The sequence below is a fragment of the Asticcacaulis taihuensis genome (assembly GCF_900100255.1).
GTDB lineage: Bacteria > Pseudomonadota > Alphaproteobacteria > Caulobacterales > Caulobacteraceae > Asticcacaulis > Asticcacaulis taihuensis.
Window position 1 is genome coordinate 252,343 of the sequence record NZ_FMTS01000006.1, and the last position, 17,135, is coordinate 269,477.

Annotated in this window: 22 protein-coding genes; 5 read left to right on the plus strand and 17 right to left on the minus strand. The window is 60.1% G+C overall.

The genetic code is table 11. The features are described 5' to 3' along the window. Window positions 1-70: 70 nt before the first annotated feature. A complete protein-coding gene (locus BLO49_RS15090) occupies window positions 71-2,305 on the minus strand; it encodes a catecholate siderophore receptor Fiu (protein WP_090650117.1) in 2,235 nt (744 codons plus the stop codon). Between the two features lie 218 nt (window positions 2,306-2,523). On the opposite strand from BLO49_RS15090, the gene BLO49_RS15095 reads away from it, so the two are divergent. From BLO49_RS15095 to BLO49_RS15105, 3 genes are read left to right on the plus strand one after another with little or no spacing between them, the layout of a single operon-like run. Next, entirely contained in the window at window positions 2,524-2,763 is a 240-nt protein-coding gene (locus BLO49_RS15095; protein WP_090650118.1) for a FeoA family protein, read from the plus strand. Then, window positions 2,764-4,596 (plus strand): ferrous iron transporter B, encoded by a 1,833-nt coding sequence (gene feoB / locus BLO49_RS15100; protein ID WP_090650120.1) that lies wholly within the window; start codon window positions 2,764-2,766, stop codon window positions 4,594-4,596. Next, window positions 4,593-4,838, plus strand: coding sequence for a DUF6587 family protein (locus tag BLO49_RS15105; RefSeq protein WP_139159707.1), 246 nt, complete (start codon window positions 4,593-4,595; stop codon window positions 4,836-4,838). Before feoB ends, BLO49_RS15105 begins: the two co-directional genes overlap by 4 nt. Window positions 4,839-4,878: 40 nt before the next feature. On the opposite strand, the gene BLO49_RS15110 is transcribed toward BLO49_RS15105, so the two are convergent. Next, window positions 4,879-7,335 (minus strand): glycoside hydrolase family 3 protein, encoded by a 2,457-nt coding sequence (locus BLO49_RS15110; protein WP_090650123.1) that lies wholly within the window; start codon window positions 7,333-7,335, stop codon window positions 4,879-4,881. 130 nt (window positions 7,336-7,465) lie between these two features. Between BLO49_RS15110 and BLO49_RS15115 the strand changes: the two genes are divergently transcribed. After that, window positions 7,466-7,882, plus strand: coding sequence for a GlcG/HbpS family heme-binding protein (locus tag BLO49_RS15115; RefSeq protein WP_090650125.1), 417 nt, complete (start codon window positions 7,466-7,468; stop codon window positions 7,880-7,882). Between the two features lie 14 nt (window positions 7,883-7,896). On the opposite strand, the gene BLO49_RS15120 is transcribed toward BLO49_RS15115, so the two are convergent. From BLO49_RS15120 to BLO49_RS15180, 13 genes are all read right to left on the minus strand, one after another. After that, window positions 7,897-8,433: an SRPBCC domain-containing protein gene (locus tag BLO49_RS15120; RefSeq protein ID WP_090650126.1), complete on the minus strand. Its 537-nt coding sequence runs from the start codon at window positions 8,431-8,433 to the stop codon at window positions 7,897-7,899. Further along, the gene (locus BLO49_RS15125) at window positions 8,430-8,915 is read right to left on the minus strand and encodes an SRPBCC family protein (protein WP_220083756.1); all 486 of its coding nucleotides are present in this window, start codon (window positions 8,913-8,915) and stop codon (window positions 8,430-8,432) included. The genes BLO49_RS15120 and BLO49_RS15125 overlap by 4 nt, the downstream gene beginning before the upstream one ends. Further along, window positions 8,912-9,328, minus strand: coding sequence for a VOC family protein (locus BLO49_RS15130; RefSeq protein WP_090650128.1), 417 nt, complete (start codon window positions 9,326-9,328; stop codon window positions 8,912-8,914). Before BLO49_RS15130 ends, BLO49_RS15125 begins: the two co-directional genes overlap by 4 nt. A gap of 12 nt (window positions 9,329-9,340) precedes the next feature. Continuing rightward, window positions 9,341-9,817 (minus strand): SRPBCC family protein, encoded by a 477-nt coding sequence (locus BLO49_RS15135; RefSeq protein ID WP_090650130.1) that lies wholly within the window; start codon window positions 9,815-9,817, stop codon window positions 9,341-9,343. 1 nt (window position 9,818) lies between these two features. Next, window positions 9,819-10,514: a YceI family protein gene (locus BLO49_RS15140; RefSeq protein WP_090650131.1), complete on the minus strand. Its 696-nt coding sequence runs from the start codon at window positions 10,512-10,514 to the stop codon at window positions 9,819-9,821. A gap of 25 nt (window positions 10,515-10,539) precedes the next feature. After that, entirely contained in the window at window positions 10,540-11,076 is a 537-nt protein-coding gene (locus tag BLO49_RS15145) for an SRPBCC family protein (RefSeq protein WP_090650133.1), read from the minus strand. Continuing rightward, window positions 11,073-11,564, minus strand: coding sequence for an SRPBCC domain-containing protein (locus tag BLO49_RS15150; RefSeq protein ID WP_090650134.1), 492 nt, complete (start codon window positions 11,562-11,564; stop codon window positions 11,073-11,075). The genes BLO49_RS15145 and BLO49_RS15150 overlap by 4 nt, the downstream gene beginning before the upstream one ends. Continuing rightward, window positions 11,561-12,079, minus strand: coding sequence for an SRPBCC family protein (locus tag BLO49_RS15155; protein WP_090650136.1), 519 nt, complete (start codon window positions 12,077-12,079; stop codon window positions 11,561-11,563). Before BLO49_RS15155 ends, BLO49_RS15150 begins: the two co-directional genes overlap by 4 nt. Window positions 12,080-12,090: 11 nt before the next feature. Further along, window positions 12,091-12,537, minus strand: a complete 447-nt coding sequence (locus BLO49_RS15160) for an SRPBCC domain-containing protein (protein WP_090650137.1) — start codon at window positions 12,535-12,537, stop codon at window positions 12,091-12,093. Window positions 12,538-12,731: 194 nt separating this feature from the next. Then, on the minus strand, window positions 12,732-13,070 hold the full coding sequence (locus BLO49_RS15165) for an ArsR/SmtB family transcription factor (protein WP_090650139.1): 339 nt from the start codon (window positions 13,068-13,070) through the stop codon (window positions 12,732-12,734). 96 nt (window positions 13,071-13,166) lie between these two features. Then, window positions 13,167-13,727, minus strand: coding sequence for a GNAT family N-acetyltransferase (locus BLO49_RS15170; RefSeq protein ID WP_415500719.1), 561 nt, complete (start codon window positions 13,725-13,727; stop codon window positions 13,167-13,169). A 7-nt stretch (window positions 13,728-13,734) separates the two neighbouring features. Next, entirely contained in the window at window positions 13,735-14,052 is a 318-nt protein-coding gene (locus tag BLO49_RS15175; RefSeq protein WP_090650142.1) for a hypothetical protein, read from the minus strand. Continuing rightward, window positions 14,049-14,738: an MliC family protein gene (locus BLO49_RS15180; RefSeq protein ID WP_139159708.1), complete on the minus strand. Its 690-nt coding sequence runs from the start codon at window positions 14,736-14,738 to the stop codon at window positions 14,049-14,051. Before BLO49_RS15180 ends, BLO49_RS15175 begins: the two co-directional genes overlap by 4 nt. Before the next feature lie 110 nt (window positions 14,739-14,848). On the opposite strand from BLO49_RS15180, the gene BLO49_RS15185 reads away from it, so the two are divergent. Continuing rightward, window positions 14,849-15,367, plus strand: coding sequence for a hypothetical protein (locus tag BLO49_RS15185; protein WP_090650145.1), 519 nt, complete (start codon window positions 14,849-14,851; stop codon window positions 15,365-15,367). Between the two features lie 201 nt (window positions 15,368-15,568). On the opposite strand, the gene mdh is transcribed toward BLO49_RS15185, so the two are convergent. Together mdh and BLO49_RS15195 are read right to left on the minus strand one after the other, a co-directional pair. Further along, the gene (mdh, locus tag BLO49_RS15190; RefSeq protein WP_090650147.1) at window positions 15,569-16,531 is read right to left on the minus strand and encodes a malate dehydrogenase; all 963 of its coding nucleotides are present in this window, start codon (window positions 16,529-16,531) and stop codon (window positions 15,569-15,571) included. 291 nt (window positions 16,532-16,822) lie between these two features. Continuing rightward, window positions 16,823-17,135: transposase (locus BLO49_RS15195; protein WP_170828351.1), on the minus strand; the 313-nt coding region annotated here is incomplete at its 5' end.

Consider the following 17,135-nt stretch of genomic DNA (forward strand, 5'->3'; position numbering starts at 1 on the left):
GGGCAATCTCCGGAAAGCCGGAAGCCCCGGCGATACTCGCCGGGGCTCGTAGGTAAATCAAATCTGACGATCAGAAGCTGATATTGGCCGTCAGGCGGAAGGTCTGGGGCGTGCCCGGCGTATAGCGGTAACCGGACTTGTTGATCGCCGCCACATACTGTTTGTCGAGCAGATTGTAGGCATTGAGCTGGAGCTGGACGCGCTGTGTAAGCTGGTAAGTCGCCACGCCATCAAAGACCATATAGCCCTTGACGAAGGCGGGGGTGCCAACGGCGCCATCCCTGCCGCGCTTCATCTCGCCATTGTAGCGGGCGCCGCCGCCAATGGTGAAGCGCTTGCTGGCATAGGTCGTCCACAAGGTGAAGGCGTCGGTCGGGCTGTAGGCCAGGTCGGCGGAGCCGTCTGCGGTGACGGCGGCCACGTTCTTCACCTTAGTATCCATCACGGTATAGCCGGCGCTGATGTTCCAGTGCGGATTAAGCTGGCCGACCACGCCCAGTTCGATGCCGGAGACGCTCTTTTCGCCGGCATGATAGAAGGTGCCGTCGGTATCGGTGGCGATCGTATCGGAATATTGTGTGCGATAGAGCGCGCCGGTCAGCGAGAGACGCCTATGCAGCAGGTCCCACTTGGTGCCGATTTCCGAGGTTTCGGCCTTTTGCGGGTCGACATTCGGATTATTGGCATTGGCCGCATCATCGGCGGCCAGGGTGAAGCTGGCCCCGCCCGGCGGTTGCTGGGTGATGGCGTAGGAGGCGTAAATGCTGCCATTAGTGGCGGGCTTGTAGACCAGGCCGAACTTGCCGGTCAGCAGATCGTCTTCGGCCTTATACGCCGTGACCGTGCCATCAACGGCGACGCTTTTGTAATCGGTTTTATAATGATCGAGGCGCAGGCCGGCGCTGACCTGCCAGGCTTCGCTGAACCGGATCGTATCATTGACATAGAGGCCGATCGTATCGGTCTGGCCATCGCTGTAGGCGCCACTGTGTTTGCGGGTATAGCCGCTGACATTGGCATCTGGAGTGTAGACGCTGACCGCCGGATAGGCGCCAGCGGTAGTGCTGTCGAAGGCCAGGCTTTTCTGTTCTTCGCTGATCAGTTCCAGGCCGGTACTGAGGCTATGCTCCAGACCGGCGGTGCGGAAATGCGCCTGCAGGTTGGTCTGGTTGGTCAGCATGGTATTGCGAACATCCTTGTTGTTGACAAGGCGCGTCAGGGTCCAGGTCGATGGATCGGCCGGGTCGGGCGTCAGCAAGGGCCGCGTGCTGGTGGCTGCCTGGCCCATGATGGCGGTAAGCTGGTAATCCTGATCGGTCTGGCTCCAGCGCGTCAGGTTGCTGAGATGCAGGCCGTTATTGAAATCATGCTCGATGCTGAATGTGACAACATCGGTCTGGATATCGTCGAAATCATCCTTCGTGCCGTAGAAATTTTTCGGATTGACCGGCGCCGCGTCATTCAGAAAATCGCGGTCGTCTGGTGCGGAATAGCCGGGCAGACCGATGGTTGAGACACCGCCGTCGGGCGTATTGTCCTGATCGACGTGCATGACATCGAGGAAATAGCGGGTCGAGGTGCCGAGGCCGAAGCCCAGCGAGGCGGCGGCGCCCCAGCGCTTGTTCTTAATCGCGTCACGGCCCGCGATGCCCGCATCCTGGGCCATCAGGTTGAGGCGCAGGGCGCTGGTCTCGGCCAGTTTCCAGTTGGCATCGGCCGTGGCGCGGCTGAAGTCGCCGCCGCCGGCGGAAACTGAGGCACTGGCGAAATCATGTGGAGCGGCGTGCTTGGTGTAAAGATTGATAGCGCCGGTGGCCGAACCGCGGCCGACATCGGTGCCGGCGGCCCCTTTCAGGACTTCGACGGACTCGATATTGAAGACGTCGCGCGAGACCGAGGCGACATCGCGCACGCCATCGACGAAGATGCTGCCGGAGGCATCAGAGCCGCGCATATAGACGGCATCGCCCGTAGAGGTACTGCCGTTTTCACCGAGATAGAAGGTGCCGACGCCTGCCGAATTGCGCAGGGCTTCGGTCAGGGTCGTGGCGCCCTGTTCACGGATGATCTCCTTGCCGATGACCTGAATGGTTTGCGGCGTATCGATCAGGTCGGCGGTGGCTTTTTTGCTGGATGAATGATCCTCCTTATATGGGCCGTGGCGCTCGCCCCTGACGATCACATGGGTGGAATCGCGGGCCGCATCGGCGGCGGCATCGGCCAGGGCAACCCCTGGCAGGGCGAGGGCTGTCAGGGCCAGAGCGTAGGGATTTACCGCATGTTTGCGGTTGCGGATGGAGGACATGTTTCTTCTCTCAGATTAGGCTGGGGAGGCAGCGTTGTTCGATTTGTTATTGCGAACCATTCTTAATTGCAAGCTGAATCTTGCGAATAATTTGCATTCTTGTCTTTTTGGCGCCGCATTGCCGGTCAAATTGCCGCAGGTTTTTGCGTTTCATGTGCAATCACTTGACCGGATAGGGTCATAAATGATAATCATTCGCATCGTACGAGTGAGCCCTGATGAAACTGACCGACCTGCCCGCCTTTGCCCCCGCCCATGTGACCGGCGTTATCGATACGCATGACGGTGACCTGATCAGCAATCGCCTGCGCGAACTGGGCTTTGTCGATGGCGAGGAGGTCCGGGTGGTCGGGCGCGGCCCTATCGGTGCCGATCCGCTGCTGATCCAGATCGGCTTCACCCGGTTCGCCCTGCGGCGTTCGGAAGCTTCCCGCGTTTTGGTCGAAAAGGCCGCCTGAATGGACGCTCTCACTATCGCGCTCGTCGGCAACCCGAATTGCGGGAAGACGGCCCTGTTCAACCAGTTGACCGGCGCCCGTCAGAAGGTGGCCAACTATGCCGGCGTCACGGTCGAGCGCAAGGAAGGTGTCTTCCACGCGCCCTCGGGTCGCAAGGTGCAGGTGCTCGACCTGCCCGGCACCTACAGCCTGGAGGCCATGGGGCCGGACGAAATCATCACCCGTGACATCTGCCTCGGTCGGCGTCCGGGCGAGACCATGCCGGACCTGATCGTCTGCGTGGCCGACGCCACCAATCTGCGCCTGCACCTGCGCTTCGTGCTGGAGGTCAAACGCCTCGGCCGGCCGATGATTCTGGCGCTCAATATGATGGACGCCGCCAAAAAACGCGGCATCTGGATTGATACGGCACGCATGGAAGCCGAACTCGGTGTCAAGATCATCGAGACCATCGCCGTCAAGGCCGAAGGCACGGCGGCGCTGGTGGCGCATCTCGATTCGAACATTGCCCCGCATGTGCCGGAAGTGAAAGAAAGCGGCGATCTCCACACCGATGTGCGCCGTATTCTCGATGCTTCGGTAGTCATGCCGCAGCGCACCTCCCTGATCGACGACCGGCTCGATGGCATCCTGCTCAATCCTTTCCTCGGCATTCCAATCCTTGTCGCCATCATGTTCGTGGTCTTCCAGGCGGTCTTCACCTGGGCAGCGCCGGCGCAGGATTTTATCGAGGCCAGCATGACCTGGCTGGGCGTCTTCGTCACCCAGACCCTGCCGGATGGACTGCTGAAAAGCTTCATCGCCGACGCCCTGATCGGCGGCCTGGGCTCGGTCATCGTCTTCCTGCCGCAGATCATCATCCTGTTCTTCTTCATCCTGATCCTGGAAGAGTCCGGCTATTTGCCGCGCGCCGCCTTCCTGCTTGATCACCTGATGTCCAAGGCCGGCCTGACCGGGCGCTCCTTCATTCCGCTGCTCTCCAGCCACGCCTGCGCCATTCCCGGCATCATGGCCACACGGAGCATCCACGATGTGCGCGATCGCATCACCACCATCCTGATCGCGCCGCTGATGACCTGTTCGGCGCGTATTCCCGTTTATACCCTGCTGATCGCTGCCTTCGTGCCGGAGCGGAGCGTATGGGGCTTCGTCAGCCTGCAGGGGCTGGTGCTTTTTGGCATGTATATCATCGGGATTGCCGGCGGCCTGACCGTATCGCTGGTCATGTCGGCTTTCCGCCATGACAAGAGCGAGCATCCACTGATCATGGAACTGCCGTCCTACCGGATGCCGCACGCCAAGAACCTGGCGATCGGCCTGGGGGAGCGCGCCATGATCTTCATGCGCCGCATCACCGGCATCATCTTTACCGCCAATACCCTGCTGTGGGTGACGACCACCTTCCCCGGCAAGCCCGAAGGCGCCACCGGTCCGGCGATCGACTATTCGCTGGCCGGCATGATCGGCCATCTGATGGAACCGATTTTCGCGCCTATCGGCTTCAACTGGCAGATCTGCGTGGCCCTGATCCCCGGCCTGGCGGCGCGCGAAGTGGCCGTGTCGGCCATGGGAACGGTCTATGCGGTCTCCGGCAGCGATGATGCTGCGGTGGCCGATCAACTGGGGCACCTGATCTCGTCGCAGTGGTCGCTGGCCACCGCCTTGTCCCTGATGGCCTGGTATGTCTTTGCGCCGCAGTGCCTCTCCACTTTGGCGGTTATTCGCCGCGAAACCAATTCGTGGAAGATGGTCGGCATTACGGCGGGCTATCTGTTCACCCTCGCCTATATATTCGCTTTCCTGACCTATCAGATCGTATCGAGGCTCTCATGATGTACGCTGTCATCCAGGCCGTGATCATCACGGCGATTGTCAGCTTCTGCGCCGTGCAGATGCTGCGCAAGATGCTGCCCAAGCTGAGCCATGATTTGCAGGTGAAAGGCGCGCAGGCGCTAAACCGCGCGGGTCTGACGAGCATGGCGCAAAAGCTGGAGCCGATCGTGGCGAAGGGCGATGGTTGCGGCTCGGGCTGCGGCAGTTGCAAGGGCTGCGCACTGTCTGAATTGAAGCGGTGAATTGATCCTCCCCCACTTCGCAGGGGAGGATCAAGATTTATCACTCTGCCGGACAACTGGCTCCGGGCCTGGTTTCCGTCAGGCGGATATCCGACACAGATATATCCAGCGCTCCGGCCGTCTCGATGCGCGCCACGGTCGGGGTGGCGGCGAGGTTCTGTGCCTTGAAGCACGACAGCGGCACGGCGAGCGTGGCATAGCTGGTGGACGCATTTTTCAGCCATCCGGTGACCGGCACGGAAGCAGACCCGACGCCCAGACGTACCTCAGCCGATGGCGTGGCGTTTACACGGATCGACAGCGCAATCATCATGGCGCCATTGGCTTCGCGGGCGATATCGGACGGCGCGTCGGCGCCAACTTCCAGTGCGGCCCTGGCCTTGCCGTTCCAGACGGCCTTGACCGCGCCGTCCGTTTCCGGCGAAACGGTCAGGGCTGCGGTGCCATAGAGCGTCGCCTGGCTGCCGACATAGTCCATTCGGTGCTGGGCATTGTCGCTTAAGGTCAGCTTATAGCCGTTCCAGAATGTTCCCTTGCTGAGATAGACGTTCTTTTCGCCATATTTAGTGGTATCCGCCACTTCCGGCAGTTGCGGCGTTTCAGCCGGTGCGGCGTAACTCAGGCCGAAGCCATAGGCGAATTGTGGGGCGTAGTCCTTGTCGCCGACATTGAGCGGCGTCTGGTCCGGACGCTTTGGCCACGAGAAACTAAGCTTGCCGCTGAAATCGCGCTTGCCGGTCAGCACATCGGCCACGCCTTCACCTTCGGAGCCCGGCAGCCAGGCGGCGACAAAGGCATCGGCGGCATTGATCTGCGGGTTCACATAAAGCGGCCGGCCCGACATCATGACCGCTACCACCGGAATACCCTGTGCCTTCAGTTTTTTGATCAATTCCAGAGACTCGGAATTATCGTGATGAAGGGCCACGTCCGACTGATCACCCATGAACTCGGCGTAAGGCGTTTCGCCGAAGATGACGATGGCGACGTCCGGCTTTTGCGGTCCGGTGCCATCGGGGCTGTACAGCGCCTGTCCGCCCGAAGCTTCGATCTGGGCCTTCAGGCCCTCATAGATGGAGGTGGCGCCAGGGAAATCGGCATTGGTGTTGTCGGCGCCCTGCCAGGAAAGCGTCCAGCCGCCCGACTGCATGGCGATATTGTCCGCGCCATCGCCGGCGATCAGTACACGGGCACCCGCTTTCAGCGGAAGGACGCCATTGTTCTTCAGCAAAACCAGTGACTTCGCCACGGCCTCTCGGGCAATGGCGCGGTGTTCTGGCGTGCCGATGGGTTTGAAGGTCTCCGGACGGTTGGCGGGCGAGGGCTGGTCGAACACCTTCAAACGAAACTTGACGCGCAAAATCCGCCGCACGGCGTCATCCAGCCGCGCTTTCGGGATTGTGCCGTCTTTTACTTCGCGCACCAGATTGGCATACAACGGCTTCCAGTCCTGCGGGGCGTTGAAGATATCCAGCCCGGCATTGAAGGCGGGGGCGCAATCGGAATTGCTGCAGCCGGGGATCTGGGCATGGGCCAGCCAGTCGCCCATGATGAAGCCGTCAAAGCCCATCCGGCCTTTCAGCACATCGGTCAGCAGGGCCTTATTGCCGTGCATCTTGGTGCCGTGCCAGGAATTGTAGGAAGCCATGACCGACTGCGTGCCGGCATTGATGGCGTCGGCATAGGCGGCGCCATGCAGGCGGGCGAGGTCGGCTTCCGAAACCGTCGAATTGCCCTGGTCGCGGCCGCCATCGGTCGAGCCGTCGCCGAGGAAGTGCTTGGCGGTGGCAATGACGTGATGGTCGTCGAGGAAGGTGGCGCCGGCCCCCTGGATACCGCTGACCATGGCTGCGGCATATTGCCTGGTGATCGCCGGGTCTTCGGAATAGCTCTCATAAGTGCGGCCCCAGCGATCGTCGCGCGCCACGGCGATGGTCGGAGCAAACGACCAGTCCATGCCGGTGGAGCGGACCTCGGCGGCGGTGGCCTCGCCGATGCGCTTCAGCAGGTCGGGATCGTGCGCTGCGCCGAGGCCGATATTGTGCGGAAACAGCGTGGCGCCGTAGACATTGTTATGGCCGTGGACGGCATCCGATGCCCAGATCAGCGGGATAGTTACTTTCTGACCGGGCGCGACCGATGCCTGATAATAGGGCTCGATCAGGTCCACCCAGTCCTTGACCGTGGCGTGCTTGTTGCCGTTCGGCACGGCGCCGCCGCCATTTTCTATCGAACCGATATGATACTGGGTCACCTCTTCCGGCTTGATCGATTTCCATTCCGGCTGGATAACCTGGCCGACCTTTTCTTCGACCGTCATCCGCGCCAGCATGTCGGTGATGCGCTTTTCAATCACCGGATCGAGGCCGATGGGCGATTTGGCGGCCGGCCACAGTTTTGGATGGACCGTTGCGGGCTTTTCAGCGGCCTGAGCGCTGACGGCCAGCAAAAGGGCAGCCACGGACGCGGCGGCCCGCAGGAGAGGACGGTGGGACATGGGGCGCTTCTTCTCTGCTATAATTATTTGCGCCTATGGATCACGATGACAGCGCTGTCGTCAAGGGGCTATTGACACCGGTGACGAGGCATTCGTATTCAGGACCAAGATTAAAACAAGGACAGGAAACGTGCAAACCCAACTCAATCTTGGCGAGGCCGAAGCCCGGCTGGCCATCGATGCCTGCGTGGCCGAACTGAAAAAGCGCGGCAAGGCCGGCGTGGTCGCGGTCGGTGACAGCCATGGCGAACTGCTGGCCCTGTGGCGCACCGATGGCTGCGCCCTGCCGCCGATCGTCATTGCCCAGAACAAGGTCTACACCGCCGCTCGTGTGCGCGGCCCTTCCGGTGATCTTGGCCGCAATGCCCAGGCCGATGGCTCCGATGTCCATTATCATGGCGACAGCCGCTATGTCGGCTGGGATGGCGGCGCACCGGTTATGCATAAAGGCCAGTGCCTCGGCGCGGTGGCGGTCAGCGGCCTGTCCGGCGTCGAGGATCTGGAAATCGCCCAGATCGGCATCGACGCCATACTGGCCAGCCTTTAATTTTTGACAAGTCTCTAGTCACCAGCGCGCTGCAAAACCGCATCCAGCTTGTTGAAGCTGCCGCTCCAGCCCGCGCCGCTGCCGAGCCTGATATGGGCATCGCGCATGGTGGCCATGGTAAAGGTCTGGCGCACGATAACGCGCGTGCCGGCGCCTTCATCGGCGAAGGTGATCAGGGTGCGGATCGGATCGGCGTTGTAGTCCTCCGGCCGCCCGCCGGCCTCGACAAAGCCGGCCTTGACCGCTTCATGCCAGCCCTCGGAATGACGACTGGCATCCATGATCATGACAAGGCTTTCGTTCGGCACGATCTCGCCGAAATGCCCGCCGATCGGATAGTCCTCGCCGTCGGGGCTGTGCATGACAAGCGACATCTCGCCGCCTTCGCGCACATCGATATCGACCGTGGCGGTGAAACCTTCCGGCCCCCACCACTCGGCCAGCATGACCGGATCGACCCAGGCCATGAAGACCAGCGGACGCGGCGCATCGAAGAAACGCGACAGGACGATATCGTTCGCCTCGGTGGCGACATCTGTTTGATAGCTCATGCGGAAATCTCCATCGGAAAAGAGAGCAGGGTATGCAAGCGATCGAAGCTCGACCACCAGCCATCGCCGTGGCCTTCGGCTTCATGCGCCGACGCGAAGGGCCGCTGGGTCAGCGTCACCAGGGTCTGGTGGCCGCGATCCTGGAAGGTAATGACCACTGTATTGGCCTCGCCGCGTTCGCCGGCCTCTTCCCAGACAAAGGTGAAAACCAGTTTTTCCAGCGGCACCACCTCGGTGAAGACGCCGTTCTGCCACAGAACCTCACCCGTCTCGACCGAGGTCAGGCTGTTGCGCCACCGGCCGCCCGGCCGCACATCCATATCGAGATGCGTGGCCGGATAGTGCGCCGGTCCCCACCATTGCGACAACAGGGCCGGATTGGTCCAGGCTTCATAGACGAGGGCCCGCGGCGCATCGAACAGGCGCTCGATCCTGAGGTCACGCTCCGTATGGGCGATGTTGCGGCAGGCCCCGTCCCTCACTTCGGCATGTCCGCTTCCAGGCTAATCATCCACGGCGTGCCGTAGCGATCGGTCACCATGGCGAACAGCGGCGTCCAGAAGGTCTCCTGCAATTCCATCTTCACCTCGCCACCCTCGGCGAAGGCGGCATAGATGCGCCTGGCGTCTTCCGGTGCTTTCGGGTTGATCGTCACCATGAAGCCGGCCGGCTTGGCGAACATGTGCAGCGGGGCATCCGAACCGGCAATTTCATGATCGCCTACCTGAAGGGTGGCGTGCATGATCTTGTCCTTCCATTCCGGACCAAACATGTCCTTCATCGGGCTTTCGCCGTGGGTCTGCATGAAGGTGATCTCGCCGCCGAGGGTTTCGGCGTAGAATTTGAAGGCTTCGGCGCAGGTGCCGGGGAAGTTGAGATAGGGGGTGATTTTCATGATAGCGTTTCCTTATACTTCTGCTTTTTGGGAAATGATGAAGGCCAGGGCCATGTCGATCAGCTTTTCGGTGCCGGTCTTGCGGTCTTCCGGCGTCGGGTAGCCATCGAAATGGACGACCTGTTCGGTCAGTTTGAGGTGCGTGCCCTGGCCGTTCGGGGTGAACTCGATGGTGGCCAGCGAACAGGAGAGCCGCTTGTCGTTATGGTGCATGTCGTAGCTGTAGACGATGCGCTGGTCCGGCACGATGTCGCGGTATTCGCAGGTGAAATCGCTGACCGTGCCGCTTTGCCAGCGGCCTTTCAGCCGTTCGGTGCCGCCTTCGCGGAAATCGAGATGGCGCTCGATCAGTTCCCATTTGTCGGCAGGCGCGGTGAACCACTGCGCCTTGGCGTCGGCATTGGCCCAGGCGAAGAAAACCAGGTTGGGCGGCGCATCGATATCGCGTTCAATGATAAAGGTATCGTGGTGGCTGGAGCGTTCAGTCATCTTAAGTCTCCTTTGGTTTCAACGCAGGACCGGTCATTTCGGTCTCGATGGTGAAATCGACCTCATCCTCCACGCCCATGGTCGTGCCCGGCGCCGGAATGCCGTAACCCATACCGAATTGCGAGCGCTTGAGTGTGCCTTTTGCCGAGAAGCCGATGCGGGCATTCGGGTCATAGCCCGCCAGGCCGGGATAGCCGCCATTGAAGGTCACGGCCAGGGTTACCGGATGCGTGACACCATGCAGGGTCAGGTCGCCGGTGACATTGGCGGTATTGGCGCCGGTCATGGTGATCCGGGTCGAGGTGAAGGTGATCTTCGGGAAGGCCGCGGCATCGAAGAAGCTCTTGCCCATCAGTTCGTCATGGAAGCCCTTGGGCGGGTTGTTGAGGTCCAGCGAATGCGGATCAATGGCCACGGCCAGGGCCGCCTGTTCGGGATGCGCCGGGTCGAGTTTCAGGCGGGCATCGATACCGGTAAAGCGCGCGGTGAAATGCGAAAAACTCATGTGGCTGACGCTGAAGGTCAGGGAGGTGTGCGCCGGGTCGGTCTTGTAATCGCCGGCCGGAATATTGGCCACTGATGGCGCGGCGGAAGCCGGGGCCGTCTCGGTTTTCTGTTCGGCTTTTTGGGGCGGTGTGCAGGCCAGGTTCAGGGCGCAGAGGCTCAAGACCGCGCACATAGTGAGCAGGCGTTTCATGATAGTCTCCTTAATTTTGATGGCCTTAAGCGGCTTCCTGTTCGCTCAGGCGTTTCAGGTTTTCCAGCCCGCGTTCGAAGTCCTTGCCGATCAGGTTGTCCATATTCATCAGCGTGCCCATCAGCTTGGACATGAAGGGCGACGGCCCGAACATGGCCCAGGTGACGATGGTGCTGTCTCCGGAGGGTTGCAGCAGGAACTCGGCGCTGTTGGTGGCGGGAATAGGTTTGATAAAGTCGAGATTGATCAGCAGGCGATGCTCGGGCGCGGCTTCGCGGATGGTCATGCGGCCCTTGCCGGCTCTTCCATTACTGTCCCAATCATAGACCGCACCGACACCCGAGGTTTCGCCGCTGAAGGTGCGCTTGAGGCTGGGGTCGAGCTGCTCCCAGGGCGACCAGTCCTTCCATTTGCGAAAGTCGGCGATATGCCCGTAGACAATCCCGGCCGGCGCCTTGATGGTTATCGAGCGCTGCATCCGGAAATTGTTCGGCTTGCTGATGACGACGAACAGGAAGGTGAACAGGGCCGCCAGGACCAGAATGACGATGAGCATTATCATTTCACATTTTCCGGAACTGTGTTGAGGTAGGCGTCAAGCTTATCCATCATGTCCCTGGTGCCGCCGATCCGGTCTTCGAGATGGTCGACGCCATCTATGAACAGGATCTGTTCGACGAGTTTCAGATGTGAACCGGCGCCTCTGGCGGAAAACTCCAGCACCTGCTGCGATACGGTGAACAGACGGCCGTCCATGGTCATATTGTACTGATGGATGATGCGCTCATCCGGCAGGATGTCGAGATAGAGCCCGTCATTGGTCATCCACGGCGCATCGGCATTCGGTCGGCCGCGCCAGTGCTCCCAACCGCCCACCTCGAAATCCATCGTATGCTTGGTCACTTCCCAGGTGCCCTCGCCGCCGTACCAGGCCCGCTTGGCCTCCAGATTGGTGAAGGCCCAGAAGAGCAGGGATACGGGGTGGTCGTAATCGCGTTCGAGGGTGAAGGTTTCGGGCTTGGCGGCCCGGATGGATCCGGGCATCATCATGATTTGATCCTCGCCAGATAGGCATCGAGCTGTGCAAAGGTGCCGCCGAAGCCCATCTGCATGGAGGCATGACCGGCCTTGAAGACGGCGCGCTCTTCCGGTGTGGCATTGATCGGATAGGACCGGCTCTCGGTCAGGGTCTTGCCGTCTTTCTCGCTAAGTGTCTGGATCGCCAGAACCTCCAGTGGCCACAGCGGCGCCATCGGATGGCGCACCGGCTGGCCTGCCTCGTTACAGAAGGAAACGACATAGGCCATACTGTCAGGGGCATTGATCTCGCGGAAGACCCATTTGCCCCACATGGTAATTCCGGTGGGCATCTGCATCCCGTAAAGGAAGGTGCCGCCGACTCTGAGATCGAGCGACTTGACAATCAGCTTCATGCCGGCCGGTCCGAACCAGTTGGCCAGATGATCGGCCTCGGTCCAGCAGGCCCAGATTAGAGCCTTCGGGGCATCAAAGGTGCGCGACAGCTTGAAGACTTCATCTTCGGCGGCAGGGGCTTCCAGGGTCATTTATCGTTTCCTCAGAGGGTTTGCAGGTGGGCTTCGAGCCGGTCGAAATTCTGTTCGTTGGCGGCTTCGAGAAAGGGCGCCAGACCGGGGTCCTGGCCGGGGGCGAATTTCATGATCCAGGTCAGCTCGGTGGTGTCATCGTCCACGGCATCGAAGCTCATGGTCATGACGAAATCATGCATCGGCTCGATATGCTGCATGACGATGCGCTCAGGCGAGACTTCGAGGAATTCCTTGACGTTATCGAACTCGCGGTCGTTTTCATTGACCATGGTGAATAGCCACCGGCCGCCAACGCGCAGATCAAAGGTGTCGATACGATTGGTGAAGCCGTGTGGCCCCCACCACAATTTCACCTGCTCAGGATCGGCAAAGGCGGTATAGACCTTCGCGTGCGGGAAAGGCAGCCGGCGTCGGTTGAGCACCTTGTAGGCCGGGGTGTCGGTTGTCTCAGTCATTATTCACTCCCCTGGCCTGCAAGATTTTTAAATAGGCCGTCAACCGGTCAAGCCGCGCTTCCCAGAGCTGTTTGTAGTATTGCCACCACATACCGGTCTCCTCAATTCACGTTCGGTTTAATCGCTCCGGCGTAGCCGGCAAGGGCAAGGCCCGCCCGAGCTTATGCGAGGTAGCCCCGCGGCGACTGAGCGCACTAATGAACCTCTCCATCGGGCTTCAAGGTCTTGAGATAGGCGTCGAGACGATCGAAACGGGCCTCCCACATCTTGCGGTACTCGCCGATCCAGGCATCAACCTCTTTCAGCGGTTCCGGCTCCAGCTTGCAGGGCCGCCACTGGGCCTCACGGCCGCGCGAGATCAGCCCGGCCTTTTCCAAGACCTTCAGATGCTTGGAAACCGCCGGCAGGCTCATATCGAACGGTTCGGCCAGTTCGCTGACCGAGGTTTCGCCCAGCGACAGACGTGCCAGTATGGCGCGGCGCGTCGGATCGGCCAGGGCGTTCAGGGTTTGCGACAGGCGGTCTTGGGACATGATACTCAACTTAATTTAACCGATTTGTTAAATAACTTATTGGTTAAATAACGGACAGAGTCAAGCCCTTCATTGTAAAAACTGATAAGACTCTGTTCAGACGAACTTTTTCCGGTTTTCGCGCCACTCATCGCGGGACTGCCCCCAGACATCGACCACCTGATCCGCATAGGGATCGGGCAGGCGCGCCTGGCGCATGATGTAAGATCCCAGGGCCTCAGCCAACTTCGCCGACGGCTGATTGCCGGGGTTGATGGTATGGATGATCATATCCCAACCCAGCCCATCGCAGGCAAAGTCCATGCTGGCAATGGCCGCTTCCTTCGCATAACCCTGCCCTTGAGCCTCAGTGAGCAGGCCCCAGCCGACCTCGCGGTCTGGCCAGCCGTGCGGACACAGCGGTCCGATGCGGCCAATCCACCGGCCGGTGCTTTTCTCGATGACGCTGAACATGCCGAAACCATCCAGCGCCCAGGAGCCGGCGATGGTGCGCAAAATGCGCCAGACCACCGGCGGCGAGGACAGGCCGCCCAGATAGGTCATCGCCTTTTCATCAGCATGAAAGGCGCAGAAACCGTCGAAATCGGCATCGACCGGCGGACGCAGGATCAGGCGGTCGGTCTCAAGCGTGGGGCCGAGCGGAGAGTCATAAGGCAGGGTCAAATCAGCGGTCCTCGATATCCAGAGTGCGGCCGGTGCGGCGATCTATATAGACATAGCGGGTTACCGTCGAGGCGCCACCGCCCCAGGCGCTCAGTCCCATCAGGAAACCGAGATCGTACCAGCGGCCGATATTGGGATAGGCATACATGCGGATGGTATCGGAAAACAGGCTGATGACGAAGGAGATCGGCGCCAGCAGGCCATCAATAATGCCACGCACCAGAGCGGGATCGTGCGGCCCGCCCATCGGCCGCGTGGCGCAGGCGGCCAGCAGGCACAGGCTAGTGAGGGCCGCAATCGTTAATAGTGCTTTTTTCATGGCTTTATCTCCTCACAAACGACCATGCCCTTACCGGGTACGGTCCACATGACTTCATCGCCCTTGTTCCAGAATTCATAAGCGCCATCCGGCAGGTCGGCGGCATAGCGCGCGCCGGATGCGCTCATTGCTTGCGTCAGGACAGCGCTCTTGTCGCCCCATCTGACATAGACCAGTGAACTGGCGCCATTGATAAAGGTCGAGGTCATGTCGCCGGCGGGGCAATGCCAGCCAATCGGCCCGATGCTGACGGCGGTATCGTTGCGCGCCACCGGGTAACCGGCGCGCAGGTCGCTGATCCGGCCGGCATAGGCATTGAGCAGGCAGGTTTCGCTGTTGTCAGTGGTGGCGCAGGCATTGCGCTTGTCGAGCCAGCCGCCCTGCAACCGTTGCAGCGCCACGCGGTCGATGCCGGGCGCCTTGCTGATCAGGCCGTAAAGGCGCGTGACCTCGACATCGAGCCGGGCCAGTTCCGCATTACCGCAGACCATGATCTCGGCCTTGAGCGTGGCCTTCTGACAATTGAAACTGGGGGTGGCCGCGGCGGCCTGGGCCAGGGGCTGGACGGCGGCGCTGGCCTGTTCGGACGCGGCGGCGGCACTGCTTTGCGCCTCGGCCTTCTGGCTGGGTGCGCAGGCGGTCATCAAAGCGGCGACGGCCAGGATCGGAATAAGCGATTTGAACATGGCAAGACTCCTCAGATGAGGCAGCCTAGCATATCCGCAAATAAAAAAGCCGCCCGTTTTCACGCACAGGATTTTGCCACTTAAAGAAGAATCGTGTCACAGGCGTGCCTATGGGATACTGGCCTCTGCTTATTGTTTCCGGAAACGCAACAAGTCTGTCGCATCTCGAACCTTTCGAGTTTCAGTGCTTGCCGCGCGATCATGTCCAGCCGATAGCGCTAAATGTTCGCTTCAATGACCATTGCTTCACGACAGGGTTCAATCCGACCAAGCATGATCCGCTGGATATCCTGCCCACGCTTCTGGTTGCCAAAACAGAGAAGCGTGTATTTTGTCCAGACCGCTACAACCTGAGTTTTCAGTTACCGGAACTTATCAAAGCATTCGGCGGCAAGCGTATTGCCTCGACACGAGACGGCAATCTTGTCCGTGTCGAAAGGCCGGATGGTCAGAGCTATGCTATTTTCTTCACTATGCGAAAGCATAGCGCGACAAGGGTGAACCTGTTTGTTGTCAGCGCCTATCCGATTGGGCCTGGCAAAAAGGTTGCCTATACGGGAGAGATGAAATTCGATATCGCCCTGGCGAAGATCCTGCGCGGCGAAAAGGCGAAGTTCCCGAGCCGATAAAAACGAAAAAGGGTTCCCGAAGGAACCCTTTTAAGCATCTGGCAACCGCTTGGATATCTCGCATTGCGCGTGGACCTGATTGGGCCGAAGCTTGCACAGGCGGGGGAAGTTATCTCAGCCAGTCAACTTTCCGTATTTCACTTTGTATTTGAAAATACGGCAAAAGTCAAGAAAATCGGAACTTAAGTATATAATTTCCGATTAGGCTAGTGACGGATCGATCGTCTTACAGGCGGCGATGAGCCCCTGAACGCTTTCGACCGACTTGGCGAACATCGCCTTTTCTTCGTCATTGGTCGAGAACTCGATGATGCGCTCGGCGCCGTCCTTGCCGATCACGGCCGGAACGCCGACATAGAGACCGCGCAGGCCATATTCACCGTTCAGATACACGGCGCACGGCAGGACGCGCTTCTTGTCGAGCAGGTAGGACTTGGCCATGGCGATGGCCGATTCCGCCGGGGCGTAAAAGGCCGAACCGGTCTTCAGCAGGGCGACGATTTCGCCGCCACCGCCACGGGTGCGCTTCACGATGGCGTCGAGTTCTTCCTGAGTGAAGAAGCCCTGAGCCACACATTCCGGCAGGGGCAGGCCGCCGATGGTCGAGTGGCGCACCATCGGCACCATGTCGTCGCCGTGACCGCCCAGGGTCCAGGCGTGGATGTCTTCGACCGACACGCCGGTCTTTTCCGCCAGGAAGTAGGCGAAACGGCCCGAATCGAGCACACCGGCCATGCCGATGACCTTCTTGTGCGGCAGGCCCGAAAATTCGCGCAGCGCCCAGACCATCGCGTCCAACGGATTGGTGATGCAGATGACGAAGGCGTTCGGGGCATATTGCTTGATGCCTTCGCCGACGGCCTTCATGACCTTCAGATTGATGCCCAGCAGGTCATCGCGGCTCATGCCCGGCTTACGCGGCACGCCGGCAGTGACGATGCAGACATCGGCATCGGCGATGGCCGAATAGTCATTGGCGCCCTTCAGGGCCACATCCTTGCCGAAAACGGCGGTGGCTTCGGCGATATCGAGCGCCTTGCCTTGCGGCGTGCCTTCCATGATGTCGAACAGGACGACATCGCCCAGTTCTTCACGGGCGGCGATGTGGGCCAGCGTGCCCCCGATCATACCCGAACCAATCAGAGCAATCTTTGCGCGTGCCATGGGAACTCCCTTTAAAAATGCCGCAGGTCAAAAACTGCCCGCGTCCTAGTCCTGTTAACGATTGTGCGCAAGTCCCCTGCGGATGGTTTGCTGCACAGCAACCTAAAAAGTGATATCCCGGTAACGGGTGCGCGTTTAAATGGGATTAATGGCGGGCGCGAAAGCAAGAAACCCCACCACCACGCCATGAAGAATGGCGCAGTCCCCCTCCCCAGTAAAACTGGGGAGGTATAAAAAAGAAACTGGATCTTATACCTCCCCATCTCCGATGGGGAGCGACTGTGTTATTAGTCAAGTTTTTTGTTCAGTCCACGGCCTGTTATCTCTGATCATGGCGTTGATCTGTGTCAGTAGTTTCCTGGCGACGGCGATCATGGCGACCATTTTAGGCTTTCCGGCCTTGACCAGGTTTTCAAAGAAGGTCTTGAAAGTCTTGTTGTGGGTCTTTGCGCTCAATGCGCTGACGAACAGGGCGCAACGGACGCTTTTGCGGCCGCCGCCGATAAAGCTCTTGCCGCGCCATTGTCCTGATTGCCGAGTGAAGGGGGCCAGACCCGCCAGGGCAGCGATCTGACGCCGGTTGAGCCTCCCCAGTTCGGGCAGT